At 70.4% G+C, this 26,669-nt stretch carries 23 protein-coding genes; 14 read left to right on the forward strand and 9 right to left on the reverse strand.

Features of this window, described 5'->3' with window-relative positions:
- Positions 1–9 precede the first annotated feature (9 nt).
- The 4 genes from OG214_RS24435 to OG214_RS24450 all read left to right on the forward strand — a co-directional run bounded on the left by OG214_RS24435 (position 10) and on the right by OG214_RS24450 (position 4,483).
- Complete coding sequence (locus OG214_RS24435; RefSeq protein ID WP_405985960.1) at positions 10–783, forward strand: polysaccharide deacetylase family protein; 774 nt, start codon at positions 10–12, stop codon at positions 781–783.
- 228 nt (positions 784–1,011) lie between these two features.
- Entirely contained in the window at positions 1,012–2,916 is a 1,905-nt protein-coding gene (locus OG214_RS24440; protein ID WP_405985961.1) for a hypothetical protein, read from the forward strand.
- A complete protein-coding gene (locus OG214_RS24445; RefSeq protein WP_405985962.1) occupies positions 2,913–3,404 on the forward strand; it encodes a hypothetical protein in 492 nt (163 codons plus the stop codon). Before OG214_RS24440 ends, OG214_RS24445 begins: the two co-directional genes overlap by 4 nt.
- A gap of 5 nt (positions 3,405–3,409) precedes the next feature.
- Positions 3,410–4,483 (forward strand): glycoside hydrolase family 26 protein, encoded by a 1,074-nt coding sequence (locus OG214_RS24450; protein ID WP_405987603.1) that lies wholly within the window; start codon positions 3,410–3,412, stop codon positions 4,481–4,483.
- Here OG214_RS24450 and OG214_RS24455 read toward each other — a convergent pair.
- The 3 genes from OG214_RS24455 to OG214_RS24465 all read right to left on the reverse strand — a co-directional run bounded on the left by OG214_RS24455 (position 4,475) and on the right by OG214_RS24465 (position 9,209).
- Entirely contained in the window at positions 4,475–6,757 is a 2,283-nt protein-coding gene (locus tag OG214_RS24455) for a lipopolysaccharide biosynthesis protein (protein ID WP_405985963.1), read from the reverse strand. The two genes, OG214_RS24450 and OG214_RS24455, sit on opposite strands and share 9 nt — an antisense overlap.
- Positions 6,750–8,045, reverse strand: coding sequence for a DegT/DnrJ/EryC1/StrS family aminotransferase (locus OG214_RS24460; protein ID WP_405987604.1), 1,296 nt, complete (start codon positions 8,043–8,045; stop codon positions 6,750–6,752). The genes OG214_RS24455 and OG214_RS24460 overlap by 8 nt, the downstream gene beginning before the upstream one ends.
- A 222-nt stretch (positions 8,046–8,267) precedes the next feature.
- Positions 8,268–9,209, reverse strand: coding sequence for an RNA polymerase sigma factor SigF (locus OG214_RS24465; protein WP_405985964.1), 942 nt, complete (start codon positions 9,207–9,209; stop codon positions 8,268–8,270).
- Positions 9,210–9,453: 244 nt separating this feature from the next.
- Between OG214_RS24465 and OG214_RS24470 the strand changes: the two genes are divergently transcribed.
- Together OG214_RS24470 and OG214_RS24475 are read left to right on the forward strand one after the other, a co-directional pair.
- A complete protein-coding gene (locus OG214_RS24470) occupies positions 9,454–9,819 on the forward strand; it encodes an STAS domain-containing protein (RefSeq protein WP_405985965.1) in 366 nt (121 codons plus the stop codon).
- A 236-nt stretch (positions 9,820–10,055) separates the two neighbouring features.
- Entirely contained in the window at positions 10,056–10,544 is a 489-nt protein-coding gene (locus tag OG214_RS24475; protein ID WP_363079478.1) for an ATP-binding protein, read from the forward strand.
- A gap of 149 nt (positions 10,545–10,693) precedes the next feature.
- Here OG214_RS24475 and OG214_RS24480 read toward each other — a convergent pair whose 3' ends face one another.
- Entirely contained in the window at positions 10,694–12,217 is a 1,524-nt protein-coding gene (locus OG214_RS24480) for a peptide MFS transporter (protein WP_405985966.1), read from the reverse strand.
- 206 nt (positions 12,218–12,423) lie between these two features.
- Between OG214_RS24480 and OG214_RS24485 the strand changes: the two genes are divergently transcribed.
- Together OG214_RS24485 and OG214_RS24490 are read left to right on the forward strand one after the other, a co-directional pair.
- On the forward strand, positions 12,424–13,101 hold the full coding sequence (locus tag OG214_RS24485) for a response regulator transcription factor (protein WP_363079480.1): 678 nt from the start codon (positions 12,424–12,426) through the stop codon (positions 13,099–13,101).
- Positions 13,102–13,223: 122 nt separating this feature from the next.
- Entirely contained in the window at positions 13,224–14,498 is a 1,275-nt protein-coding gene (locus OG214_RS24490; RefSeq protein ID WP_363079481.1) for an ATP-binding protein, read from the forward strand.
- On the opposite strand, the gene OG214_RS24495 is transcribed toward OG214_RS24490, so the two are convergent.
- Positions 14,477–15,055: a GtrA family protein gene (locus OG214_RS24495; protein ID WP_405985967.1), complete on the reverse strand. Its 579-nt coding sequence runs from the start codon at positions 15,053–15,055 to the stop codon at positions 14,477–14,479. The two genes, OG214_RS24490 and OG214_RS24495, sit on opposite strands and share 22 nt — an antisense overlap.
- A gap of 224 nt (positions 15,056–15,279) precedes the next feature.
- On the opposite strand from OG214_RS24495, the gene OG214_RS24500 reads away from it, so the two are divergent.
- The 3 genes from OG214_RS24500 to OG214_RS24510 all read left to right on the forward strand — a co-directional run bounded on the left by OG214_RS24500 (position 15,280) and on the right by OG214_RS24510 (position 18,205).
- Positions 15,280–16,431, forward strand: a complete 1,152-nt coding sequence (locus tag OG214_RS24500) for a 5-(carboxyamino)imidazole ribonucleotide synthase (RefSeq protein ID WP_405985968.1) — start codon at positions 15,280–15,282, stop codon at positions 16,429–16,431.
- Positions 16,428–16,964, forward strand: coding sequence for a 5-(carboxyamino)imidazole ribonucleotide mutase (gene purE / locus OG214_RS24505; RefSeq protein ID WP_363079484.1), 537 nt, complete (start codon positions 16,428–16,430; stop codon positions 16,962–16,964). The genes OG214_RS24500 and purE overlap by 4 nt, the downstream gene beginning before the upstream one ends.
- Before the next feature lie 65 nt (positions 16,965–17,029).
- Positions 17,030–18,205 (forward strand): dipeptidase, encoded by a 1,176-nt coding sequence (locus tag OG214_RS24510; protein WP_405987605.1) that lies wholly within the window; start codon positions 17,030–17,032, stop codon positions 18,203–18,205.
- A 310-nt stretch (positions 18,206–18,515) separates the two neighbouring features.
- On the opposite strand, the gene OG214_RS24515 is transcribed toward OG214_RS24510, so the two are convergent.
- Positions 18,516–19,862, reverse strand: a complete 1,347-nt coding sequence (locus tag OG214_RS24515; RefSeq protein WP_405985969.1) for a UDP-glucose dehydrogenase family protein — start codon at positions 19,860–19,862, stop codon at positions 18,516–18,518.
- Between the two features lie 193 nt (positions 19,863–20,055).
- On the opposite strand from OG214_RS24515, the gene OG214_RS24520 reads away from it, so the two are divergent.
- Positions 20,056–21,228, forward strand: a complete 1,173-nt coding sequence (locus OG214_RS24520) for an acyl-CoA dehydrogenase (RefSeq protein WP_363080258.1) — start codon at positions 20,056–20,058, stop codon at positions 21,226–21,228.
- Positions 21,229–21,259: 31 nt separating this feature from the next.
- On the opposite strand, the gene OG214_RS24525 is transcribed toward OG214_RS24520, so the two are convergent.
- Both OG214_RS24525 and OG214_RS24530 read right to left on the reverse strand, forming a co-directional pair.
- Entirely contained in the window at positions 21,260–21,694 is a 435-nt protein-coding gene (locus OG214_RS24525; protein ID WP_405985970.1) for a cytidine deaminase, read from the reverse strand.
- Positions 21,694–22,953: an LCP family protein gene (locus tag OG214_RS24530; RefSeq protein WP_405985971.1), complete on the reverse strand. Its 1,260-nt coding sequence runs from the start codon at positions 22,951–22,953 to the stop codon at positions 21,694–21,696. The genes OG214_RS24525 and OG214_RS24530 overlap by 1 nt, the downstream gene beginning before the upstream one ends.
- A 129-nt stretch (positions 22,954–23,082) precedes the next feature.
- Here OG214_RS24530 and OG214_RS24535 point away from each other — a divergent pair, with 129 nt between their 5' ends.
- Positions 23,083–23,631, forward strand: coding sequence for an acyl-CoA thioesterase (locus OG214_RS24535; protein WP_363080255.1), 549 nt, complete (start codon positions 23,083–23,085; stop codon positions 23,629–23,631).
- Between the two features lie 35 nt (positions 23,632–23,666).
- Here the strand turns inward: OG214_RS24535 and OG214_RS24540 are convergent, their stop codons facing one another.
- Positions 23,667–25,139, reverse strand: a complete 1,473-nt coding sequence (locus tag OG214_RS24540; RefSeq protein ID WP_405987606.1) for an LCP family protein — start codon at positions 25,137–25,139, stop codon at positions 23,667–23,669.
- Positions 25,140–25,565: 426 nt separating this feature from the next.
- Here OG214_RS24540 and OG214_RS24545 point away from each other — a divergent pair, with 426 nt between their 5' ends.
- Positions 25,566–26,603: a glycosyltransferase family 2 protein gene (locus OG214_RS24545; protein WP_363080254.1), complete on the forward strand. Its 1,038-nt coding sequence runs from the start codon at positions 25,566–25,568 to the stop codon at positions 26,601–26,603.
- Positions 26,604–26,669: the final 66 nt, after the last annotated feature.

Here is a 26,669-nt window from a genome sequence, read left to right on the forward strand (position 1 = left end):
CACGCGGTGATGGACGACCCGCCCGCCTGGATCGCCGAATTCACCGTCACCCCAAGGGACTTCGCCACCCACCTGGACGCCGTCCTCGCCAGCGGCCGTACCCCCGTCACGATCAGCGCCCTGACCGGCCGTGGGACGACGGGTGGCATGCCCCTGCCGCCCCGGCCCGTCGTGCTCACCTTCGACGACGGATTCGCCGATCTGCCGGGCCCCACGGCCGAGGCGCTCGCCGTCCGGTCCCTGCCCGCCACCGCGTATCTGACCACCGGGGCGATCACCCCGGGCCTGACCAGCCTGCTGCCGCCCGCGCCGATGATGACGCTGGCCCAGGCGCCCGCGCTGGAGCGGTACGGGATGGAGGTGGGCGCCCACACCGTCACCCATCCCACGCTCGACACCCTCCGCCCCGCCGATCTCCACCGTGAACTGCGCGACGCGAAAGGCACGTTGGAGGACACGCTCGGCCATGAGGTCGCGCATCTCGCCTATCCGCACGGCTACAACAGCCGCGCGGTGCGCCGGGCCGCCGAGCGCGCGGGATACGCCTCCGCCGTCGCCGTGCGCCACGCGCACAGCTCGGAGCGGGACGAGACATACCGCGTCTCCCGGCTCATCGTGCGCCGTACGCACACCGCGGCGGACGTGGCGTCCTGGATGGCGGGCGGGGCGGCGGACGGCGAGCGGGCCAGGACGGCCCCCTTCCCGGACTCCCCGCGCACGCTGGGGTGGCGGCTGTACCGCCGCGCGCGGGCCCGGATACATGGGCCCGAGTTCGCCGGATAGAACCGAAACAAACGCGTTGAGAATTCCTATACTTCGCTTCAGGGACAGCGGCGTGACGGCCGCGACCACATCTGTGGGGGGAGTCGCACTGTGCAACAGCCCGTGCCCACGCCGGTCGAGGGGAGCGGCGAGCCCCCGCCCGAGCCCGCCCCTGCACCGGACGCTCCCGTGTCGGATGCCCCTGTGCCGGACGCCTCCGCGTCGGATGCTTCCGTGCCGGACGTCCCCGTGCCTGATGCCCCCGCGTCGGACGCTCCCGCGCCGGACGTCCCGGTGGCGGAGCCCCTCGCCGCGCACCGTCGCGGATCCGGCCCCGCGACGGCCCTGTTCCGTCCCCAACTCCTGCTGACCTGGCTGCCATTGGTGGTCGCGGCGGCGCTGTGGAGCTGGTCGTTACCCCGGATCGACTTCCACGGCATGGGGGACTTCGGGCTCCTCGACCGGTTCCCGATCGCCTTCTACGCCGCGCCGGTGGTGCTCTCGGCCGGCTTCCTGGTCAGTCTGCGCCGCGCGGGCACCGCTCCCTGGTGGCCGCTGACCTACTGCGTCACCCTGCTCCTGGCGCTCAAGGCGCCGCCCGCCCTGCTCTACGACTCGGTCCGCTACGCCTGGGCGTCCAAGCACGACGCCGTGATCGCCCGGCTGCTGGCCGAGGGGACCGTACACCCCACCGTCGAACTCTCCGGCGGGATGTCCGCGTACGACCAGTGGCCCGGCTTCTTCTCGCTCAACGCCGCGCTCGTCCGCGCCTTCGGGGTGGAGGGCGCGGCGGTGTACACCAACTGGGCGCCGGTCGCGTTCGGGCTGCTGACGATGCCGGTCCTGATACTGATCTACCGCACGTTCAGCGACGACTGGCGTCTGGTGTGGACGGCGGTCTGGATCTTCCAGCTCGCCAACTGGGTCGGACAGGACTATCTCTCCCCCCAGGGTTTCGCCTATCTGCTCTTCCTGACCGTGTTCGCCGTGGTCGTACGGCACTTCGTACGCCCGGGGGCCGCCGGCCGGCTGCGCGACCGGCCGGATCTGGACCCGGCAGCGGCCTCCGTCCCACCGCCCACCGGTCTTCGGCAACGGGCGGTCGGTGTGGCGCTTCTCGCCCCGCTCGTCGCGGCGGTCAACGCCTCGCACCAGCTCACCCCGGTCATGCTCGGTATGACCCTGATGGCCCTCTGTCTCACCCGGCGCTACCGCAATATCGGGCTGCTCGTGGTCACCGGCGTCATCATGCTCGTCTGGGATCTGACGATGGGCCGGGTGCTGTTCCTGGACACGCTCGGCACGCTGCGCGACACGGCGGGCGATCTGCTGAGCAACTCCCGTGCGGGGTTCGCCGGTGAACCGACCGGCCCCGGGCCCGAACTGGTCGGCGACGCCAACATCATGATGGTGGCCGTGCTCGGCATTCTGGCCGGTACGGCGGTGCTGCTGCGGCGCGCGCTGACCCGGAGCGCCCTGCCCCTGCTGCTGGCCGCCGCCGCGCCCGTACCGCTCTTCGCCGTCAACGACTACGGCGGCGAGATGCTCTTCCGCGTCTATCTGTTCGGGCTGCCCGGCACGGCGTTCTTCGCCGCGGCGGCCCTGGTGCCCACCGTCGCGGGGACCGGCGGGGCGCGGCGGCTGGCCCGTGGGACCGGCGCGGTGGCGCTGCCCGTGGCGCTGATCGCCCTGCTGGCGGGCTTCCTGCCGTCGTATTACGGCAAGGAGGCGATGCAGTACGCGCCCCCCGCGGAGACCGCGCTGGTCAGACGGGCGTACGACCGGGCTCCGGAGGGTGCGCTGATCCTGGCCACCACCGGGTCCTTCCCCGGTGCCTACTACCGCTACGACCAGTACGAGCGCTGGTTCTTCACCGAGCAGGAAGTGCCGGAGAACCTGAAGATGCTCCGGGATCCGGTCGGCTATCTCGACGCGGGCATTCCGGAGGGTCGTCCGGCCTATGTGATCCTCACCCGGACCCAGGAGAGGGCCACGACCGGCGAGGGATATCTGCCGTACGGCGGCTTCGCCCGGATGAGCGAGGCGCTGAAGGCCTCGCCGCTGTTCCGGGTCGTGGAGGAGAACGAGCACGGGCTCGTGCTGGAGCACATAGCGGATCCCGCCGCCACCACCACGGTTACGGCTGACCGATGACGCACGAGGAGGAGGCAGCCGCCGTGACGGACATCGAGAAGCCGGCCGACTCGCGGGCACCGGGACCGCCCCTGCTACGGCTATGGCTCAGAGCCGCCCTCGCCCTCTCCGGTTGGGTGGCGCTCGCCGTCACGGCGCTGCCCGGCGGCTCCCCCCTGCGGTGGCTCCCCGTCCTGCTCTTCGTCACCTTCGGTCCCGGATGCGCGCTGCTCCTGCCCCGGCCCCCGGCCGAGCGCACCCGGCCCGGCGGCGCCCTGCTGGAGACGGTCGCACTCGCCGCGCCCCTGAGTCTGTCCCTCGCCACGCTCACCGCGACCGCGCTCTTTGTGCTGGAGAGCTACTCGGTCACGTTCTTCCTGGCCTCGCTCGCCGCCTTCTGCACGGTGGTGGCGCCCCTGCCCGCCGTACCGCTGCCCGCCGCGACCCGGGAGGCCGCGGCTCTACGGGCCACCGAGCGCCTCAAACCGGGCCCCTGGAGGGGCCGGTGACGGGTATACCGACACGGCACCGGGGCAAGAGCGGGCACCGGTCCACCCATGTCGCGCTGATCCTGGCCGCCGCCGGGGCGCTGCTCGTCGGTCTCGGGATCGGCGCCACCGGACCGGGGGACCCGGCGCGGGGCGCACGGTGCGCGGCCGGCCCCGCGCTGGAGCCGCCCTGCGGGGCCTGGTGGGGCGCGTATGTGCCGTACGCGGAGAACGGTTCGCTCAAGGACGCGGTGTACGGCTTCGAGAAGAAGATCGGACGCAAGCTGGATCTCGTCTACAACTACCACGACATGTCCAACACCCCCCGGGACGGTGTGCTGCTCACCCCCGACGAACGGGAGCTGGGCCGGGAGCGGATGCTGATGCTGGCCTGGGAGTCCACCGTGTGGACCGAGCCGCACCACGAGAACTGGACCGAGACCCAGCTCGGCTGGCGCAATGTCGCCGCCGGGAAGTTAGACGAGGAGATCATCGATCCGCAGGCCCGCCGTCTCAAGGCGTACGGCAAGCGCGTCTTCTTCTCCTTCGACCAGGAGACCGACTTCCGCACCCCGGACGCGGGCACGCCCGAGGAGTTCATCGCCGCCTACCGCCATATCCACGACCGCTTCGAGAAGCTCGGTGTGGACAACGTGGTGTGGGTGTGGACGGTCTCCGGCTATCTGGGCAACGCCGAGCTGATGAGGTCGCTCTATCCGGGCGACGAGTACGTGGACTGGATCGGCATGGACCAGTACAACTACTTCGCCTGTCATGACTCCACGAACTGGCTGGACTTCGAGCGCAGCCAGCGGCCGTCCTACGAGTGGCTGCGCGCGCATGTGTCCGACCGGAAGCCGATCATGCTCGCCGAGTTCAGTACGGCGCCCGATCCCGCCCGTCCCGGCCGGCAGCGCGGCTGGTACGAGAAGATCCCGGAGGTCGTGCCGGCCCTCCCGGGTGTACGGGCGCTGGTGCACTGGAACCGTCCCGTACCGGGCCGGCACTGCGATCTCACCGTCGACAAGGGCCCGGCGCTGGAGGGTTACCGGGAGGCGGGCCGTGACCCGTACTTCCAACAGCCCGTTCCTTCACGGTGACGGCGACGGCGTACGGGGGCGGCGGCGGGGGCGTACGGCCAAGGCCGACGCCGTCACCGCGCACAGTCCGGCCGTCACGGGCAGCGCCACCGTCGCGAACGGGTGCTGCGCCGCCCAGCCCGCCACGGCGAGCACCCACACCACGCCCGCCGTGATCCGTCCGTCCGTGCGGAGCGCCCACAGTGTGACGGCGGTCAGCCCCAGACACAGCAGTTGCAGGGCGATGGGCAGGGCCCGCAGCGCCGCGTCGGGAAGGTCCGCGACGAGCGCGTGCCAGGGACCTGACGCCCGGTCGGGCGGCACGCCCAGGAGCGGGGGCGCCGAGTGCAGCGCGGCGAAGGTGATCAGCGGTGTCAGTGTGAGCAGCACCCGCCCCGGCCGGTCGAGCGAGACGGCGGCGCACTGGACGACGATCAGCAGGATGCCCGCGATCAGGGTGAACGGCGGCAGCACATCGAGAAGCTGGCCGCCGGAGAGCTGATCACGGCCGATGTCCTCGGCCCGTGCGAGCGGAGACCAGAACAGTCCGCACGCGATCCCCAGCAGCAGCCACAGCAGACTGACCGTCCGGCTCTCGTCGGCGGGTGCGGACGCGGGCGCAGGTTCGGACCGCCGGGCCCCTGTGCGTTCGGACGCGGATATGGGGAGGCCGAAGGCCGGGGTCGCGGTGTCGTGCACACCGTGCGGATACGCCGCGCGCTCCGCCCAGGTCGTGCCGTACTCCGCCCGCTCCCGTGACGCCTCCTCGGTCGTGTCCCGACGGCGCCTGGCGGCCCTGCGGGCCCACTCGGTGCCGTACTCGTCCGTGCCCGCTCCCCGCCCCGCCGTCCCCTGTCCCGCTGCCTGGCCCGTCCCCTGTCCCCGACCTGATCCCCGCCTCCGACGCCAACCCCAACCCCGCCCCTGCCCCTGCCCCCGCCCCGTACGGTGACCGTCCCGCAGCGCCGCCCGCAGCCCCGGCGCCGCCACCAGCGCGACCAGCGTCATGGACAGCAGCACCGCCAGCCCCGCGCCCGAGATCCCCGCGGGGCCCAGCAGGAACAGCGCGCTGCCGAGCACGAGTACACACATGACGCCCTGGAGGGCCGCGAGCATGCCCGTACGGCCCTGGACCCGCAGCACCCCGATGTACAGCTCCACGACGACCCGGGGCAGCGCGGCGGCGGCCAGCAGCCGCAGCACGGTCGTGCCGTTGCGCGCGTAGTCGTCCCCGAAGGGCGCGAGGACCTGCGGCGCGAACAGCACCAGCACCAGCACCACGGGCACCAGCAGGAACGTCATCCGGCGCAGCGCCCCGCGTACGCCCTCGGCGAGCCGGTCCGGACTGTGCGAGGCGTGCGCGGTGAGCGAGGAGGCCATGTTGATGGCCATGAACTCCATCGTGCCGCCCACGGTGTAGGCCGTGTAGAAGAAGGCGTTGTGGGCGGCGTCGAAGCGGACCGCGACCATCACCGGCAGCAGATTGATCATCGCCAGGCTGAACAGCGCCCCGACCGAGTCACCCGCCAGGAACCGCCCGATGTCGGCGGGCCGCGGTGGCTCCCGGTCCCGGTCGGCCGCCGCCTGCCGGGGGATGAGCCTGCGGAAGACCAGCCAGCCGAGCGGCAGTACGGAGAGGGCGATGGCCGCCGCCCAGGAGACGAAGACCCCGAGAACGGGCAGCGCGCCGGCGAACACGATGAGCAGCAGCAGTTTGCCGATGGAGAAGACGGCGTTGCCGACGGGCACCCAGAAGGCCTTGCGCAGCCCGGTCAGCACACCGTCCTGGAGGGTCAGCAGCGCCCAGGCGACACAGGACGCGGTGAAGACGAGGCCCGCGGTGACACCGTCGAGCGGCGCGTAGGACGGACCCCATAGATCGAGGGTCAGCAGAAACACCACGCAGGCGACGCACACGACCAGTGAGCTGATGGTGTAGGCGCGCCACACCAGGGGCCCGGTGGCCCGGCCGGCCCGGGGGACATAGCGCACCACCGCGCCGATCATGGTGGTGGCGGTGATCGAGGCCAGCAGCCGCATGGCGGCGATGGCGGCCGAGCCCTGTCCCACCGCCTCCTCCGTGTAGTAGCGGGCGGCGACCAGCCAGAATCCGAGGCCCAGGGCGGCGGAGACACCGGTGGAGAGCATCAGGGCATAGGCGTTGCGGAACATCGAGTCGCCGCCGCCGACGAGGGAGTCGGTCCGTGTCCGCCGTGTCCGCCGAGTCCCCGGGGAGCCGGGTGCGGAGTCCGCGGGATCGGCGGCCGGCTTCCCTAACCGGGTGGTGTCAGCCACCGCCGCCGAACCCCTCGCCGCCGAGCCCTCCTCGCTCCAGGTGCCGTTCCTCCACCCGTTCCCCGGGCCTTACGTCCGGGCGCTTCGCCGGCCGGGCGCCCAGCGCGGTGAGAACGGAGATCACCCGGTCCGCCCGGCGCGGGTCGACCGGCAGGGCGTGCCGCGCGAACCAGGCGGCCGGTTCCGGGGAGGGCGAGGGATCGGTGAAGGCGTCGCCCGCGTAGACGTCCAGCGGCGGATCGTAGAGATACCCGGTGGTGACACGATGCCGGGCGAGGGCGGCGACGGCCGCGTCCCGGTCCTCGACCAGCAACGGCACCCGGAACAGCGGCTGTACGGGTACGAGCCCTCCGCCGCCGCCAACTCCGCCGCCGACCCCGCCGCCGATCGCGCCAACTCCGCCGCCAACTCCGCCGACCGGGCCGCCCCGGGGGCTGCCCCACGGGGTGGCCAGCAGCTTCTCCGTACCCCGCCGATGGGCGTCGAGCCGTTCGTCGAGGCCGGTGAGCAGCCGTTCCGTACGTCCGAGCCGTACCCGGCCGGGCCGGAGACGGTAGTCGTGCAGATCCACCCGGACCCAGGGGTGAAGGGCCGTGAGACCAGCCCCGCCGTCGATCGCCCGCCTCAGTTCGCCGGGCCGCAGCGGCATCCGGATCTCCGCCCGCTCCTCCTGTCCGAGCAGCCTCAGCGCGGCCCGCGCCGCCCGTACCAGCCGCAGTCCGCGGACCCCGGCCTCGGCGTACGGGCGCAGCGCGTAGGTGAGTTCGGAGAGGAGACGCGACGGCTCCAGCAGCGCGTCCCGGGCCGCAGTCATGTCCCGACGCGACGCCGGATCCGCCACCGTGAGGAATCCGCCGGTCCTTGCCCCCACATGTTTGGAGAGACTGAACACGGACGCGTCACCGAAGCTCCCGACCGGTCGTCCCGCCACCTCGCTGCCCAGCGCGTGCGCGGCGTCCTCGATCAGCGGAATGCCCGACGCGTCGCACCGGGCGCGCAGTTCGGGCGCCGGATCGGGGTTCCCGTACAGATTGGTGGTCAGTACGGCGGACAGTCCGCGCCAGTACGCGTCGGGCACGGCCGACAGGTCGAGAGACCCGTCCCGCGCGTTCAACGGCGCCTGTACGGGACGCAGTCCGGCCGCGAGCACCACGAAGAAGATCACGTCATCGTTGACCGGCGACATAAGGACCCGTCCACCGGGCGGGCACCAGTGGCGCAGCGCCACATACAACCCCAGACGGCATGACGGCACATACACACATTCCCTGCCCAGGCGCTGCCGCATCAGTGTCTCCAGCGCCGCGTACGCCGTACCGGCGTCGTCGTCCACCGAGCGCACCGAGTGCTCCGCCGGGCAGCCCTCCCCACGAGCCATTCCGTTCCCCCCTGCCCCCGGCTCAATGTGTCCCATACCGGACGAGCCGTCAATAACGCCGAAGGGCCCGCCCTGTGCGCGGGCGGGCCCTTCCGGGGACGGGGACGCGGCGGCCGTGGCCGCAGGCGGGCGCTACTCCTCCAGCGTCAGACCCTTTCTGAGCCTGGTGAGGGTGCGGGAGAGCAGCCGGGACACATGCATCTGGGAGATGCCGAGTTCCTCGCCGATCTCCGACTGCGTCATATTGGCGACGAAGCGCAGGGAGAGAATTTTACGGTCCCGTTGCGGAAGGCCCGCGATCAGCGGCTTGAGCGACTCGATGTACTCGATGCCTTCGAGCCCGTGGTCCTCGTAGCCGATCCGGTCCGCGAGCGAACCCTCGCTGTCGTTCTCCTCGGGCTGCGCGTCCAGTGAACTCGCGGTGTAGGCGTTGCTCGCCGTCATGCCCTCGACGACCTCTTCCTCGGAGATGCCGAGGCGCTGGGCGAGTTCACCGACGGTGGGCGCGCGGTCGAGCCGCTGCGCCAGTTCGTCGCCCGCTCTCGCGAGGTCGAGCCGGAGCTCCTGGAGTCTGCGCGGGACACGTACCGACCACGACGTGTCGCGGAAGAAGCGCTTGATCTCGCCGACGACGGTCGGCATCGCGAAGGTCGGGAACTCGACACCGCGGCTCAGCTCGAACCGGTCGATGGCCTTGATCAGGCCGATCGTGCCGACCTGGATGATGTCCTCCATCGGTTCGCTGCGGGTGCGGAACCGGGAGGCGGCGAACTTCACCAGGGCGAGATTCAGTTCGACCAGGGTGTTGCGGACGTACGCGTGCTCGTACGTGCCCTCTTCGAGGGACTCCAGCCGGGCGAAGAGCGTCTTCGACAGGGCCCGTGCGTCCATGGCCCCGACTTCGGCGAAGGGCGGGATCTCGGGCAGATCCGCCAGGCCGTCCAGGCCTTCCAGGTCCGCCGGGTCCGTTGAGTCTGTCGGGTGCGCTGAGTCTGTCGGGTCCGCCAGGCTCTCCGGGACTTCGGGAGCCGTGGCCCGATGGGTGGGGGGCGGGGGTGACATGGTCTCCTCCATCGTTCTCGGCATATGGCTGCCGACGCCAGTGCGTGTTCGAAGCGGTGTGCGGCGCCTCCAAGCCGGCCGTGTCGGGTGTGTCTCTTCCAGCCATACCGGTTCACCAGGGGTCGTTGCAAGTGTAAATTGCGCTGTTTGCCCGTAATGCTGGGGACTTGGAGTACCGGGTAACGTGTGAAAGGCGTAATGTTCGACCGGCGATGGCATCTGACAGACGGCATCCGACAAGGCGAAGAGGACGGACATGGACCGCCAGACGGTCGGTAGCGCGAACCGGGGCCGACTCCGGATCGGGGTTCGGGCCGAGGGCCGGAGCGAGATAGTGACAGTGGCCGGTGAGCTCGATCACCACACGGCCGAACTGTTGCAGACGCCTCTCGACGACGCCCTCGAACGGGGCCAGGCACGCCTGGTGATCGATTGCTCCCAGCTTGAGTTCTGTGACTCCACCGGACTCAATGTGCTGCTCGGTGCCCGTCTCAAGGCGGAGGCCGCCGGGGGAGGGGTCCATCTGGTCAGCATGCTGCCCGCCGTGGCGCGTGTCTTCGAGATCACCGGCGCGGACGCGGTGTTCACCGTCCACGACTCGATCGAGGACGCCCTGACCTGACCGATCCGGCCGTTCCGGCCGACCGACCGGGCCGGCCGGGCCCTGCCCGGGGCGCCTCTTCCGGCTCACGCGCTCCTCCTGTTACCCGTGTCCTGTCATCCGCGCCACGGTTTCCGTGGCGAGAAGTGGGTGTTGTCACGATTCGGAGGGGCAGAAGACCCCCGGCGGGCCCGCACAGGAATCTCGCACTGTATGTATGAACTCGTGAATTGGTGAATCGGTGAGGTGAAGCGCTGATGAGCACCACCCGGCAGCCTCGGCCGGGCGACTTCGGCCCCGAGTCGGACGCGGAACAGCCTTCCGTGCCGTCCGACGTACGGGTGCGAACGCTCGCGCTCTCCGGCGCCAGCGGTGTCGTTCCGCTGTCGCGCGACTTCACCCGCCAGGCGCTCCACGACTGGGGATGGCTCCCCGCGTCGGCCGCGGACCGGCGGGCGGCGGCGGAGGACGTGCTGCTCGTCGTCTCCGAGCTGGTCACCAACGCCTGTCTGCACGCGGAGGGGCCCGAGATGCTACGGGTCACCTACAGCGGCAAGGTGCTGCGGCTGGAGGTCACGGACCGCGGTGCGGGACAGCCGGCGCCCCGCACCCCGCACCGCGCGGGACGGCCCGGAGGCCATGGCATGTTCATCGTCCAGCGGCTCTGTCTCGACTGGGGTGTGATCAGGACGCCGGGCGCCGTCGGCAAGACGGTCTGGGCGGAGCTGGCCGCGCCGCCGACGTAACGCGCGTATACGTGCCGCAAAGCGCGCAGACGCGCATAAAAGCGTGTAAGCATACGCAAACGTGTGAACGTATGTGAACTCGCGTACGTCGGTGCCGCCGCACTTCCGGGGGCGCGGCGCCGTCATCTCGCTCGTCCCCCGCGGGCGGCTCAGTGGATGTCGCCCATCAGGGCCCGCACCTTCCCGCGGTACAGGAAGACCGCGCACCCCGCCGCGACGGCGAGCACCGCCTCCAGGCCCACCACCCCCGCGCGGCTCAGATCGACTCCGGCGATGGAGAGCATCCCGGTGACCGAGTCGCCCGCGGTGACCGCCAGGAACCAGACCCCCATCATCTGGCTCGCGTACTTCACCGGCGCCATCTTCGTCGTCACCGACAGACCCACCGGCGAGACGCACAGTTCCCCGACCGTCTGGATCAGATAGATGCCCACCAGCCACATCGGGCTGACCGGCGTGCCGTCGCCGGACATCACCAGCGGGACCAGGAAGAAGAAGAACGAGACACCGACGAAGAACAGCCCGGCGGCGAACTTGGCCACCGTGCTGGGCTCCTGGCCCCCGCGGTTCAGCCAGAGCCAGAACCAGGCGGCGACCGGTGCCAGCGCCATGATGAAGACCGGGTTGAGCGACTGGTACCAGGAGGTCGGGAACGTCAGCCCGAAGAGTTGGCCGTCCGCCTTCGTCGTACCGAACGCCTGGACCGTGGAGCCGCCCTGGTCGTAGATCATCCAGAAGACGGCGGCGGCGACGAAGAACCAGATGTATCCGGACATCCTGGTCTGTTCGGCCGGGGTCAGCTCCTTGTCCCGTTTGATCCGGATCAGCACCCCGGCCGGGATGGCGACCCCGGCGAGCGTCAGCGGGACCATCGCCCAGTTCAGGGTGAAGTGGCCGCTGAGGCCGGCGACACCGTAGAACACCGCGGCGATCAGCAGCCAGACCGTGCCCCTGCGCAGCCAGGTCGCGCGTTCCTCGCGGGAGAGCGGGGTGGGGACGACGCTGCTGCGCGGGCTGAGATGCCGCGTACCGAGCAGGAAGACCAGCAGGCCGATGCCCATACCGACGGCGGCGAGGGCGAAGCCGAGATGCCAGTCGTACTTCTCACCCACGGTGCCGATGACCAGCGGGGCGAAGAAGGCACCCATGTTGATGCCCATGTAGAAGACGGTGAAGCCGCCGTCCCTGCGCGGGTCGTCGGTGCCCTCGTAGAGATGGCCGACCATCGTGGAGATGTTCGCCTTCAGCAGGCCCGAGCCCAGTGCCACCAGCGCCAGTCCGGCGAAGAAGCTCTTCGGCCCTGGCAGGGCCAGTACGAGATGGCCGGTCATGATCGTGCAGGCCGCGATCGTGACCGTTCTGCGCGGACCCCAGACCCGGTCGCCCAGCCAGCCGCCCGGCAGGGCCAGCAGATACACCATGGACAGATAGATGGAGTAGACGGCCGTCGTCGTGGCCAGGTCCATCCCGAGCCCGCCGGACCGGAGCCCCTTCGACGCGTCGGGGCCGCCGGAGAGCAGATAGATGGTCAGCAGGGCCCTCATGCCGTAGAAGCTGAAGCGCTCCCACATCTCGGTCATGAAGAGGGTGGCCAGTCCGCGGGGGTGGCCGAAGAAGGTCTTCTCGGGGCCCGTGGGGAGACTGGGTGAGTCCTTCGCCAGGCTGGACGCCATGGGTCGTTCCTTCCGGGGCGTGCTCCATGGGCGCAGCCACCATACGACAGGACAGGGTGGTATATGAAGGGACTTGGGGGGTGAATCATAGGTAATGATGGAATAACATACTTGCATTCGAAGGTAGATCATGGGATCGAACCTTGGACCCGCAGGCCTCGCCGAGCGCGGCCCGGGGGCCGCCCGGTGCGGTCTACCATCACCACATGACCCGTGTACTGCTCGCCGAGGACGACGCTTCCATCTCGGAGCCGCTGGCCCGCGCCCTGCGCCGGGAGGGTTACGAGGTCGAGGTCCGCGAAGACGGCCCGACCGCGCTGGACGCCGGACTCCAGGGCGGTGTGGATCTGGTCGTGCTCGACCTGGGCCTGCCCGGTATGGACGGCCTCGAAGTCGCCCGCCGGCTGCGCGCCGAGGGCCACGCCGTACCCATCCTGGTGCTGACCGCGCGTGCCGACGAGGTGGACACCGTGGTCGGACTGGACGCCGGCGCCGACGACTATGTGACCAAGCCGTTCCGGCTCGCCGAACTGCTCGCCCGGGTACGGGCGCTGCTGCGGCGCGGCGCCGCCGACTCCGCCCCGGCCCCCGCCACCCATGGCGTACGGATCGATGTCGAGTCGCACCGCGCCTGGATGGGCGACGAGGAACTCCAGCTCACCGCCAAGGAGTTCGACCTGCTGCGGGTCCTGGTCCGGGACGCGGGCCGGGTCGTCACCCGTGACCAGCTCATGCGCGAGGTCTGGGACACCACCTGGTGGTCCTCGACCAAGACCCTCGACATGCATATCTCCTGGCTGCGCAAGAAACTCGGCGACGACGCGGCGAACCCGCGCTATATCGCCACGGTGCGGGGCGTCGGCTTCCGCTTCGAGAAGAGCTGAGTTCGAGCAGAGCCGAGTTCGAGAAGAGCTGAGAAAGAGATCCGAGAAGCGCCGAAGAGGCGCTGCGGCAGAACTGACGTCTCGGGCCGTCGAACGCGTCACCCCGCCCGGAGGGCAGCACCATGCGCCGTCGTCTGATCAATTCCACGCTCGCCGTGGTGCTCGTCGTCATCGCCGTGTTCGGGGTCTCGCTCGTCATCGTCGAGACCCGCACGATCAGCAACAGTGCCCAGGAGAGCGTGGAGACCGAGGCGGTGCGTCTGGCGAGCATCGTCGACAGCCGGCTGCTCGGCGGCGACAACATCACGGCCAAGGTCCTCTCCGAGCAGATCGACCGGACGCGGTACGCCAGGATCGAGATCCCCGGCCGGGCGCCCGTCGAGATCGGCACCCGTCCCACCGGCAGCGTCATCCGCGGCACCGCCGACGGCGAGGAGGGCGAGGCCGTCACGGTCGAGGAGCCGCGCTCCTCGATCAACCGGGAGGTCGGCAGAACCCTGCTGATCATCGGCGCGGTGGCCCTGCTCGCCGTGATCGCCGCCGTTCTGCTGGCCGTACGGCAGGCGAACAAGCTGGCCTCGCCGCTCACCGATCTCGCGGAGACGGCGGAGCGCCTGGGGTCGGGCGATCCGCGCCCCCGGCACAAGCGGTACGGGGTGCCCGAGCTGGACCGGGTCGCCGATGTCCTCGACTCCAGCGCCGAACGCATCGCGCGGATGCTCACCGCCGAGCGGCGGCTCGCCGCGGACGCCTCGCACCAGCTCCGTACGCCCCTGACCGCGCTGTCCATGCGGCTGGAGGAGATCTCCGCCACCGACGACCTGGACACCGTGAAGGAGGAGGCGATGATCGCGCTGACCCAGGTGGAGCGGCTGACGGACGTGGTGGAGCGGCTGCTCACCAACGCCCGCGATCCGCGTACCGGCTCGGCCGTCGCCTTCGATCTCGACGAGGTCGTCAAGCAGCAGATCGAGGAGTGGCGCCCGGCCTATCGCAGCGCCGGACGCGCCATCGTCTGCTCGGGACGGCAGGGTATGCGGGCCGTCGGCACCCCGGGCGCGGTCGCCCAGGTGCTCGCCGCGCTGATCGAGAACTCACTGATGCACGGTGGCGGTACGGTCGCGCTGCGTACCCGGGTCACCGGCAACCAGGCCGTGATCGAGGTGACCGACGAGGGCCCCGGCGTACCGGCGGATCTCGGCGCGCGGATCTTCGAGCGGACCATCAGCGGCCGCAACTCCACCGGGATCGGGCTGGCCGTGGCGCGCGATCTGGCGGAGGCGGACGGCGGGCGGCTGGAGTTGCTCCAGCAGCAGCCGCCGGTCTTCGCGCTCTTCCTGAGCCGTGAGGCCGGTGCGCGCAAGACGCAGAAGGATCAGGACCGTCCGGTCCGCTGACGCGCCCGCGCCCGCGCACGGGCCGTGTCCGCCGCGTTCGCTGTGTCCGCCGCGTTCGCCGTGCCCGCCGCGTTCGCGGTCTCCGTCGCGGGCGACCCGGCCGCGGGACCGGTCCGCCCGGTGCCCGGCAGAGTCCTGAACACCCAGGTGCGGTACGACCAGAAGCGGAAGAGCGTGGCGACACCGATGCCCAGGAACTTGAACACATTGCTCTGGAGCGGGGTGTCCCAGTCGAATCCGTAGGTCGCGGTGTAGAGCACGCCGTTCTCGATCACCAGACCGACCGTGCTGAACAGCAGGAAGAGCGAAAGCTCCTTGGTACGGCGATTCTTGTCGCGGTCGCGATAGGTGAAGTAGCGGAAGCCCACGTAGTTGAAGGCGATCGCCACGACGGTGGCCAGGACGCTGGCCCGGACCACGGGCAGGGGGGTGGTGTGCCGTACGAGATTGAAGACCAGGAGATTGACCAGCAGACCCGCGCCGCCCACCGCGCCGAACTTGGCCACCTCGCGTACGAGCCGGTCCAGTCGCACGCGGAGTGCGCCCCGTTCGCTCATATGCCTGTTCAGCCCCGTCCGGGTCGGCGTCAGTTCCGACCATGCTAACCAGCGCCTCTCACGGCCGCCTGAGCGACTGTACGTGAAGGAAAACGCGACGTTACGTGACCGGTTGTGGCGGTGTGTGACGGGCGATGGTGGGTAGTGGTGGCGGGCAGGGGGCGTACCGGGCGGCGGTCGGCGCGGGCGGACGGGCTCCCGTGGACGGCGGATACCCTGGGAGCGTGACGTTCCCGGTAGTCGGCATGGTCGGCGGCGGTCAGCTCGCCCGTATGACCCACGAGGCGGGTATCCCCCTCGGCCTCAGATTCAAGCTCCTCAGTGACACGCCCCAGGACTCGGCGGCCCAGGTGGTGAGCGAAGTCGTGATCGGCGACTATCGCGATCTGGACACGCTGCGTGACTTCGCACGCGGTTGCGATGTGATCACCTTCGATCACGAGCATGTCCCGATCGAACACCTCCGTGCCCTGGAGGCGGACGGCATCCCCGTCAGGCCCGGCCCCGACGCGCTGGTGCACGCCCAGGACAAGGGCGTGATGCGCGCGCGTCTCACCGAGCTGGGCGCCCCCTGCCCGCGCCACCGCGTCGTGGCCGATCAGGCGGATGTCGCGGCCTTCGCGGCCGAGGTGGGCGGCTTTCCCGTGGTCCTGAAGACGGTGCGCGGTGGCTACGACGGCAAGGGCGTCTGGGTCGTGCGGTCCGAGGAGGACGCCGAGCAGCCGTTCCGGGCCGGGGTCCCGGTGCTCGCCGAGGAGAAGGTCGATTTCGTACGGGAGCTGGCCGCGAACATCGTGCGCTCGCCGCACGGCCAGGCCGTCGCGTACCCCGTGGTCGAGTCGCGGCAGGTCGACGGGGTCTGTGACACGGTCATCGCGCCGGCGCCCGGTCTGCCCGACGAGCTGGCGGGCGAGGCCCAGCGGCTCGCCCTGCGGCTCGCCGCCGAGCTGGGAGTCGTCGGCCATCTCGCGGTGGAGCTGTTCGAGACCCGTGACGAGGACGGGACGCCCGGCATCCTCGTCAATGAACTGGCGATGCGCCCGCACAACTCCGGGCACTGGACCCAGGACGGCGCGATGACCTCGCAGTTCGCCAACCATGTGCGGGCCGTGCTGGATCTGCCGCTCGGCGATCCGCGCCCGCGCGCGCCCTGGACGGTCATGTGCAATGTCCTCGGTGGCGACTATCCCGATATGTATGCCGCCTATCTGCACTGTATGGCCCGGGACCCGCAGTTGAAGATCCATATGTATGGCAAGGACGTGAAGCCCGGCCGCAAGGTGGGGCATGTCAACACCTACGGCGACGACTTGGACGACGTGCTGGAGCGCGCCCGCCATGCCGCCGGTTACCTCCGAGGAACGATCACCGAATGACCTCCTCTCTCGCCGGACCACTTGTCGGCGTCGTCATGGGCTCGGACTCCGACTGGCCCGTCATGGAGGCCGCCGCGAAGGCCCTCCACGAGTTCGAGATCCCGTACGAAGTCGATGTCGTCTCCGCCCACCGGATGCCGCGCGAGATGATCGCGTACGGCGAGCAGGCGGCCGGGCGCGGGCTGAAGGCGATCATCGCGGGCGCGGGCGGCGCCGCCCATCTGCCGGGCATGCTCGCCTCGGTGACCACGCTGCCGGTGATCGGTGTGCCCGTACCGCTCAAGTATCTGGACGGTATGGACTCGCTGCTCTCCATCGTCCAGATGCCGGCCGGGGTCCCGGTCGCCACGGTCTCGGTGGGCGGCGCCCGTAACGCGGGGCTGCTGGCCGCCCGTATCCTCGCGGCCCACGACCCCGAACTGACCGCCCGGATGCGGGAGTTCCAGCAGGAGCTGAACGAACAGGCGACGGAGAAGGGCAAGCGGCTGCGGGCCAAGGCCGAGGGCGCGGAGCACTTCGGGTTCGGACGGTGAGCGCCGTGAGCGCGCCGGGCTCTCCGGACACCGCCCCCGCCGCCGCCGAGTTCCTCGCCCAGGCGATCGGACTGCTCTCCGAATTCCCGGTGGTGGACGGGCACAACGATCTGCCGTGGGCGCTGCGGGAGCAGGTCCGCTACGACCTGGACCGGCTCGACATCGCCGGGGATCAGTCGGCGCGGCTGCACACGGACATTCCCCGGCTGCGGCGCGGTGGTGTCGGCGGACAGTTCTGGTCCGTGTACGTACGGTCCGGCATGGCCGGTGACGACGCGGTCAGCGCGACGCTCGAACAGATCGATGTGGTCGGCCGGTTGATCGCCCGCCATCCGCGCGATCTGGTCCGCGCGCTGACGGCGGACGACATGGAGAGCGCGCGCCGCGACGGCAGGATCGCCTCGCTCATGGGTGCCGAGGGCGGCCACTCCATCAACAACTCCCTCGCGACCCTGCGCGCCCTCCATACCCTGGGTGTCCGCTATATGACGCTCACCCACAACGACAACAACGCGTGGGCGGATTCGGCGACCGACGCCCCGGGGGTGGGCGGGCTCTCCGCCTTCGGCCGTGAGGTGGTCCGCGAGATGAACCGGACCGGCATGCTGGTCGACCTCTCGCATGTGGCCGTCACGACCATGCGGGACGCGCTGGCCGTGACCGAGGCGCCGGTGATCTTCTCGCACTCGTCGGCGCGGGCGATCTGCGACCACCCGCGCAATGTCCCGGACGAGGTGCTGGAACTGCTGCCCGCGAACGGCGGGGTCGCGATGGCCACGTTCGTACCGAAGTTCATCCTCCCCGCGGCGGTGGACTGGACCCGGGCGGCGGACGAGAACATGGAGGCGCACGGTCTGCATCCGCTCGACACCACGCCCCCGGCCATGAAGATCCATGAGGCCTTCGAGGCGGAGCGTCCGCGTCCGGTCCCGACGGCGGCGACGGTCGCGGACCATCTCGACCATATGCGCGAGACCGCCGGTATCGACCACATCGGGATCGGCGGCGACTTCGACGGTACGGCCTTCACCCCGCGGGGCCTGGACGATGTCTCCGGCTATCCGAATCTGATCGCGGAACTCCTCTCCCGCAAGTGGTCGACGGCGGATCTCGCCAAGCTGACCTGGCAGAACTCGGTGCGCGCACTGCGCGCGGCGGAGGACACGGCACGCGGCGCCCAGACCGTACGGGGCCCGTCCCGGGCGACACTGGAGGAACTGGACGGCGAACCGACGGCCTGACGCGCCCTACCGAGGCGCGTGCGGTGCGCGCCTGCGGCGCGGGTGCGGTGTGTGGGTGGTGCGGGTGCCGGGGCACTCCGGAGGTACATGTCCGGACGGCATGATTTACGCCGCGTGCGGGTCGGTTTGTTAGGTGCGGCTCGGTGTGCGGCACAAATCACGCTTTAGTGTCCGGACACGCACCTCCTGCGACCCCGGCCCCCTCCCGCCCGGACCCCGGCTTCCCGTCCGGTCCGGGTCCACATCAAGCCCGTCCGGCGATTGAGGACGGAACCGGGCTGCGGAGACGTGCCGGTCCCGGGCGGAAAAGTCACGCCCGGGGGCGGCCCATCGCCCGGTAGGTCCAGCCTGACGCGCGCCAGCGGGCCGGGTCCAGGGCGTTGCGGCCGTCCAGGATCAGGCGGCGGGTTACCGCCTCGCCCAGGACCTCCGGGTCCAGCTCGCGGAACTCGCGCCACTCCGTCAGATGCAGCACCGCGTCCGCGCCCCGCACCGCCTCCACCGCGGAGTCCGCGTACCCCAGCGTCGGGAAGACCCGCTTCGCGTTCTCCATGCCCTTGGGGTCGTACACCGTCACCTGGCCGCCCTGGAGATGGATCTGCCCGGCGACATTGAGCGCGGGGGAGTCCCGTACGTCGTCGGAGTCCGGCTTGAAGGTCGCGCCGAGCACGGCGACCCGCTTCCCGAGGAAGGACGAGTCGCCGCCCACGGCCTCCCGGGCCAGCTCCACCATGTCGCGCCGGCGCCGCATATTGATCGAGTCGACCTCGCGCAGGAAGGTCAGGGCCTGGTCCGCGCCCAGTTCGCCCGCGCGCGCCATGAACGCGCGGATGTCCTTCGGCAGACACCCCCCGCCGAAGCCGATCCCCGCGCGCAGGAACTTCCTGCCGATCCGCTCGTCGTAGCCGAGTGCCTCCGCCAGCTTCACGACATCGCCGCCGGCCGCCTCGCAGACCTCCGCCATCGCGTTGATGAACGAGATCTTCGTGGCCAGGAAGGAGTTCGCGGAGGTCTTCACCAGCTCGGCGGTCGGGAAGTCCGTCACCACGAACGGCGAACCGTGTCCGATCGGCTTCGCGTACACCTCGCGCAGGATCCGCTCCGCGTGCTCGCCGCGGACACCGGCCACGATGCGGTCCGGGCGCAGGGTGTCCTGTACGGCGAAGCCCTCGCGCAGGAACTCCGGGTTCCACGCCAGCTCCACCTCGCGGCCCGCGGGCGCCAGTTCGGTGATCCGGGCCGCCAGCCGCTCCGCGCTGCCCACGGGCACCGTGGACTTGCCGACGACCAGCGCCGGCCTGGCGAGATGCCTGGCGAGGCTGTCGACCGCGGAGTCGACGTACGACATGTCGCACGCGTACTCGCCGTGCTTCTGCGGGGTGTTCACACAGATGAAGTGCACATCGCCGAACTCCGCGATCTCCGCCCAGTCCATGGTGAAGCGCAGCCGGCCGGTCGATCCCCCGATGCCCGCGACATGCTTGCGCAGCAGCTCTTCCAGGCCGGGTTCGTACATCGGCACCCGGCCCGCCGAGAGCATCTCGATCTTCTCGGGGACCACATCGAGACCGAGCACCTCGAAGCCCAGCTCCGCCATGGCCGCGGCGTGCGTGGCGCCGAGATAACCGGTGCCGATCACTGTGATCTTGAGGGCCATGGGGTGCTCCAGGGGACGCGGGCGGGGTGCGGGCCTGAGCATAGCCGCGTGTCACGGGACCTCCGCAGGGGCGCTGTCCCCGTGCCGTTCCCGCGCTCCGGGGCTTGTCGGCAACGTCACCTATGCCTGTGGGAGTCCGGCCCCTAAAATTGGGTTACTTAACGGTAGTTAGCATCTTGGGGAGTGAAAGACCGTGGCCGGATCGGCTGATTTCGACCTGTACCGCCCGTCCGAAGAGCACGACATGCTCCGCGAGTCCGTGCGCGCGCTCGCCGAGGCGAAGATCGCGCCCTTCGCCGCCGCGGTCGACGAGGAGGCCCGTTTCCCGCAGGAGGCGCTGGACGCGCTGGTCGCCTCGGATCTGCACGCCGTCCATGTGCCTGAGGAGTACGGCGGGGCCGGCGCCGACGCGCTCGCCACCGTGATCGTGATCGAGGAGGTGGCGCGGGTCTGCGCCTCGTCGTCCCTGATCCCGGCCGTGAACAAGCTCGGCTCGCTGCCCGTGATACTCGCCGGCGGCGATGACCTGAAGAAGAGGTATCTGGGCCCGCTGGCCAAGGGCGACGCGATGTTCTCGTACTGCCTCTCCGAGCCGGACGCGGGCTCCGACGCCGGCGGGATGAGGACCAAGGCCGTACGGGACGGCGACCACTACGTCCTCAACGGTGTGAAGCGCTGGATCACCAACGCCGGTGTCTCCGAGTACTACACGGTGATGGCCGTCACCGACCCGGAGAAGCGCACCAAGGGCATCAGCGCGTTCGTGGTGGAGAAGGGGGACGAGGGTGTCTCCTTCGGCGCCCCGGAGAAGAAGCTCGGTATCAAGGGCTCCCCGACCCGCGAGGTCTACCTCGACAACGTCCGTATCCCCGCCGACCGGCTGATCGGCGCCGAGGGCACCGGCTTCGCCACCGCCATGAAGACGCTCGACCACACCCGCATCACGATCGCGGCCCAGGCGCTCGGAATCGCACAGGGCGCGCTCGACCACGCCAAGGGGTATGTCCAGGAGCGCAAGCAGTTCGGCAAGCCGATCGGCGACTTCCAGGGCGTTCAGTTCATGCTCGCCGACATGGCGATGAAGCTGGAGGCCGCACGCCAGCTCACCTACTCCGCCGCCGCCAGGTCGGAGCGGGTGAGCGGGGGCAGCGCCAAGGAGGACCTGACCTTCTTCGGCGCGGCGGCCAAGTGCTTCGCCTCCGACGCGGCCATGGAGATCACCACGGACGCCGTCCAGCTCCTCGGCGGTTACGGCTACACCCGCGACTACCCGCTGGAGCGCATGATGCGCGACGCCAAGATCACCCAGATCTACGAGGGCACCAACCAGATCCAGCGCATCGTCATGGCGCGCAACCTGCCGTAGGGGGAGGTCGTCGTGGTACTCCCCGAACGCGCTATCCGGGGTCGGGCTCGTCGAGCTGGTGGGCCGCCCAGAGGTAGCTCTCGGGGAGCAGGTCGGCGACCGGGACCGCGCGCGGGCCGTCGGCCATGGCCACGATGACCCTCAGTCCCGGGAAGTAGTCGAGCAGGACCTGGCGGCACCGGCCGCACGGGGGCACCACCCCCCGGTCACGGTCGCCCACGGCCACGATCGTGACGAGGTCGTAGGCGCCCTGGGCGGCCGCCGCGCCGAGCACGGCCAGCTCGGCGCAGGGGCCTCCGGTGAAGTGGTACGCGTTCATCGCGGTGATGACGCGGCCGTCGCGGGCGCGGGCGGCGGCGGCCATGGTGTGGTTGTCGCCCCGGGAGCGCGTCCGCGCCGCCTCGGCCGCCGCCTCGATCAGCTCATGGTCGACATCGGGCCCGGCCCCGGAGACAGGTGCGGACATCAGTTGCCGGAGACCGTGACCTTCTCGTCGTTGTTGAGCTGGTTCACCAGCTCCTTGACCTTGGCCTTGTCCCAGACGAGATTGCCGCCCGTGCTGCCCGAGATCGGCATGTTCATGGACTTGCCGTCGCCGCCCGTGACGCCCTTCATCGCGAAGAACATCTGGCCCAGGGACCACAGCGACATGTCCTTGTCCACGATCAGCGTGTCCAGGCCCGCGCCCATGGTCGGGTAGAGCTTGAACGGGTTGAGGATCGTGCCGGGCGTGGCCGTCTGCGAGGCGAGCGCCGCGAGGAACTTCTGCTGGTTCTTCGTACGGTCCAGATCGCTGTTGGCGAAGGCGTACCGCGTCCGTACGAAGGCCAGGGACTGCTCGCCGTTCAGGGTCTGCTTGCCCGCCTGGAAGTCGGCGCCGGACTTCTCGTCCTTGAACGCCTTCGGGATGTCGATCTCCACCCCGCCGATCGCGTCCACGATATTGGCGAAGCCCGCGAAGCCGATCTCGACGTAGTGGTCGATGTGCAGCCCGGTGTTGAACTCGACGGTACGGACGAGCAGCTCGGGGCCGTCCTCCGCGTAGGCCGCGTTGAGCTTGGTCTGCCGGCCCGTGTTCGGGAACATCTTGCCGGACTCCGACCCCCGGAACGAGGGGATCGTCACATTGGAGTCACGCGGCAGCGAGATCAGCGTCGGCCCGTTCGACCCGTCGTGCAGGATCATCATCGAGTCGGTGCGCTTGCCGTCGGCCGAGCCCGTGTGGAGCTTCTTCTTCTCCTCGGCGGACATACCCTCACGGCTGTCCGAGCCGACGATCAGATAGTTCGTACCGTCGCCCGCCTCCGGGCGCTCGATGACCTTGGAGAGATCGACCTCGCGCTGGAGCTTGGAGTCGGCCCAGAAGTAGGTACCGATGGAGACACCGAGGACCACGACGACCAGCGTCAGCGCGCCGATCTTGATACGGCGGCGCCAGTCGGGGGCGTACCGGGGCGCAGGAGGGCCGCTCGGCGGGGGCGGCGGACCGCCGTTGCGATCGCCGCCGCCCCCGGGCGGTGAGCCGTAGACCTGGCCCGTGTTGTAGCCGCTGTCGTACCCCGGCTCAGGGCCCCGGTCGTACCCCTGCGACTGCTGGGGGACGCCACGAGGCTGCACATGCGGCATCACGCGCGCGCCCTCGGGCTGTGCGCCCGCACTGCCGCGCCCGTAGCGGTCGCCGCGGTTGTCGCGGTCGCCGGTCCATCCATCGGGCCAATCATTCATGCGGACCAGTGTGCCGGGCGCCGCCGTGCCGCAGACAGGGGAGATGGAAAATCGGGTCGGGCCTGTTGCCAAGCTGATGCATTGCGTACCGGGCCCGGACCCCGCCGGACCTGCGCATAAGGTGGGGCCATGACAGATCAGTCCGACCGTCCGGAGTCCCGGATACAGGGCAAGCCCACCGCCGCCTCCCGGACCACGCTCAGCCACATCATGACCGGCAGCGACACCAATCTGCTGGGCACGGTGCACGGCGGCGTGATCATGAAGCTGGTCGACGACGCGGCGGGCGCCGTCGCGGGGCGGCACTCCGGTGGGCCCGCCGTCACCGCCTCCATGGACGAGATGGTCTTTCTGGAGCCGGTGCGGGTCGGGGATCTGGTGCATGTGAAGGCCCAGGTGAACTGGACGGGCCGGTCCTCGATGGAGGTCGGGGTGCGGGTGCTGGCCGAGCGGTGGAACGAGTCCACCCCGGCGACCCAGGTCGGCAGCGCGTATCTGGTCTTCGCGGCCGTCGACCAGGACGGCAGGCCCCGTCCCGTACCGCCGGTGATCCCGGAGACGGAGCGGGACAAGCGGCGCTACCAGGAGGCCCAGATCCGGCGTACGCACCGGCTGGCCCGGCGGCAGGCGATCAAGGAGCTGCGGGAGAAGCGCGCGGCGGACGGCTTCGACGACTGAGACCCGTGTGCCGAAGGGCGCCGCCCGGGGGCGGCTCAACGGCAGACGGCCTGGTCCCCGGTCACCGTCTCGAAGTGGTCCTTCGCGGGCTTCTCCACCCGTACCGGTGTCACCGCCCGGTAGTCCGAACCCAGCGTCACCTTGAGCGTCGCGCCCTGCTGCCGCACCGGGCGCAGTTCGCTGCCGGGCAGCGCGGCGGCCAGGGATCTCGCCGAGCGGTCCCAGCGCGGGTCGTAGAGCACGACCGTCCGCCGCAGATCGTGCTTCCGGGCGTTGAGCGGTACGCGGGTCGTGTCGAAGCCGGTGGCGCGCAGCGCCTTGTCGGCCCGTCTGGCGAGTCCCTCCTTGCGTGTCCCGTTGTAGACCTGCACCCGGACCCGTTTCGGCTCCACCTCGACCGGTGCCGGCTCCTGCCCGCCTTCGGGCGCCCGCTCCGGCGGCCGGCTCGCGCCCGCCGCCGGGCCGCGCTCGCCGCCCGTGCCGTCCGCGCCGTCCCCGTCCGGCCTCGGCTTGGGCTTCGGCTCGTTCAGCGTGGTCAGCGGCCGGTCCTCGCGCAGCGCCCGGAAGAGCCGCTTCGACTTCACCGGGTCCCATTTCACCGTCGAGCCGACCCCCTTGACCGCGACCCCCGCCCCGGCGTCGGCCAGCGGTACGGAGGTGAACTCCGACGACGCGGCCGAGAAGCCGCGCATCGCCTCGTTGAGGGCGAGCATCTGCTCCGTACCGAACTCCGCGTCCGCCCGGACCGAGGTGAGCATCGTCGAGGTGACGTCCCGGAACTTCACCGGATTCAGCAGTACACCGCTGCTGGTGGCCCGGTCGATCAGCGCGGCCAGGAAGCGCTGCTGGCGCCGCATCCTGCCGAGGTCGGCCGCGCCGTCGATATGCCGGGACCGTACGTACTGCAACGCCTGCCCGCCGTCCAGCTTGTGCGTGCCGGGCGTCAGATCGAGTCCCGTGTACGAGTCCTGGAGCGCCCTGGGCGTACAGATCTCCACCCCGCCCAGGGCGTCCACCGTCTTCATGAAGCTGGTGAAGTCGACCTCCAGATAGTGGCTGATCTTCACGCCTGTCATATGTTCGAGGGTCCGGACCGTCAGATTGGGCCCGCCCTCCGTGTAGGCCGCGTTGAGCTTCACCACATGGGGCAGGTGCCGCTTGCCGGTGGTGTTGTCGATGTGCTCGGGCAGCTCCGTATAGCTGTCGCGCGGCACGCTCACGACGCTCGCGCGCTCCCCGTTCGCCGAGAGATGCACCAGCATGATCGTGTCGGTGCAGTGACAGGGCGCCCCGCCGAGCCGGTACCGCTGCCGCTCGTCCTCCGTGATCTTGTCGCGGCCGTCGGTGCCGACGAGCAGGAGGTTCATCCCATGGCCCGCGTCCGGCCGGTTCTTCATGTCCTTGAACGCGTCCACCCGGTCGATCCCGGTGCCGAGGCTGCTCACCACCGCGTGGCCGATCCCGCCGGCGCTCAGCACCAGTACGGAGAGGGTCGTCGTCACCCGCATCCCCCAGCGGGGCCGCTTGCGCCGTCTCTCCGGGACCGGCGGGCAGGGGACGGGCCGGCGGCGGACGGGCGGGACGGGCGGGACGGGATGGGGCGGGCGGCGCGGGGAGCGGGGTGGCGTGGTCAACGGGGGACACCTCCGCGGTGGTAGGGCAGCGGGTGCTGGAGGAGCGTGGTCGCGGTACGTTCACGGGCGTCGCGGTACGTCCACGGGCGTGCGGCAGGTCGTTTCCGGGCGTGTGGCACGCCTCCTGCGTGCCAGCGGTATGTCCATACGATCAGCGCCGCCGGGCACCGTACGCGCACCGCACGGGCGGCGCGCGTCGCTGTCCCCCGTTCGCGGTAACGTGGGCCGCCGTATCAGCCCCCGTATCAGCCCCCGTATCAATCGCCGTACCGACGTCTCCCGAAGGACCCAGAAGACTCCATGCCTGCCCTGCCGCCCGCGGTTTCCGTGATCATGCCGGTGCTCAACGAGGAACGTCATCTGAGGAACTCCGTCCGGCACATCCTGGAGCAGGAGTACGAGGGCGAGATGGAGGTGGTGATCGCGCTCGGGCCCTCCACGGACCGTACGGACGAGATCGCCGCGGAGCTGGTCCGGGAGACCGCCTCCCACCCGAGGGCCGCCGTCCGGACCGTCCCGAACCCGACCGGCCGCACCCCCGCCGCCCTGAACGCCGCGATCAAGGCGTCCAGGCACCCCGTCGTGGTGCGGGTCGACGGGCATGGCATGCTCTCGCCGAACTACATCGCGACCGCCGTCCGGCTGCTGGAGGAGACGGGCGCGCAGAACGTCGGCGGGATCATGCACGCCGAGGGTGAGAACGACTGGGAGAACGCGGTCGCCGCCGCCATGACCTCGAAAATAGGGGTCGGCAACGCGGCGTTCCACACCGGAGGCGAGGCGGGGCCCGCCGAAACCGTGTATCTGGGTGTCTTCCGGCGCGAGGCGCTGGAGCGGCAGGGCGGCTACAACGAGGAGTTCATCCGGGCCCAGGACTGGGAGCTGAACTTCCGGATCCGTGAGGCCGGCGGCGGGATCTGGTTCTCCCCCGAGCTGCGGGTGCAATACCGTCCGCGACCCTCGGTCAGGGCGCTCGCCAAGCAGTACAAGGACTACGGACGCTGGCGCCATGTCGTCGCCCGCTACCACTCGGGCTCGATCAATCTGCGCTATCTGGCGCCGCCGACGGCCGTCTGCGCCATCGTCGCGGGCATCGTGGCCGGCGTGGTGCTCACCCCGTGGGGTCTGGTCGTCCCGGCCGGCTATCTCGCCGCGATCGCCGCGGGCTCGGTGCCCGCGGGCAGGGGTCTGCCGCTGAAGGCCAGGCTCCAGATCCCGGTGGCGCTGGCCACGATGCACATGTCGTGGGGATACGGGTTTCTGACCAGCCCGCGTTCGCTGGCGAAGAAGGTCATCGCCAGCCGCCGCCCCGCCGTACGGCCGACGGTCGAGGCATAGGGCCTCTCGTTCGGGTCCGGCTGAGGCGCCGCCCGGTGATCCACCGGGCGGCGCCTCACGTTCCGG

This window comes from Streptomyces sp. NBC_00872 (assembly GCF_045161915.1).
Lineage (GTDB): Bacteria > Actinomycetota > Actinomycetes > Streptomycetales > Streptomycetaceae > Streptomyces.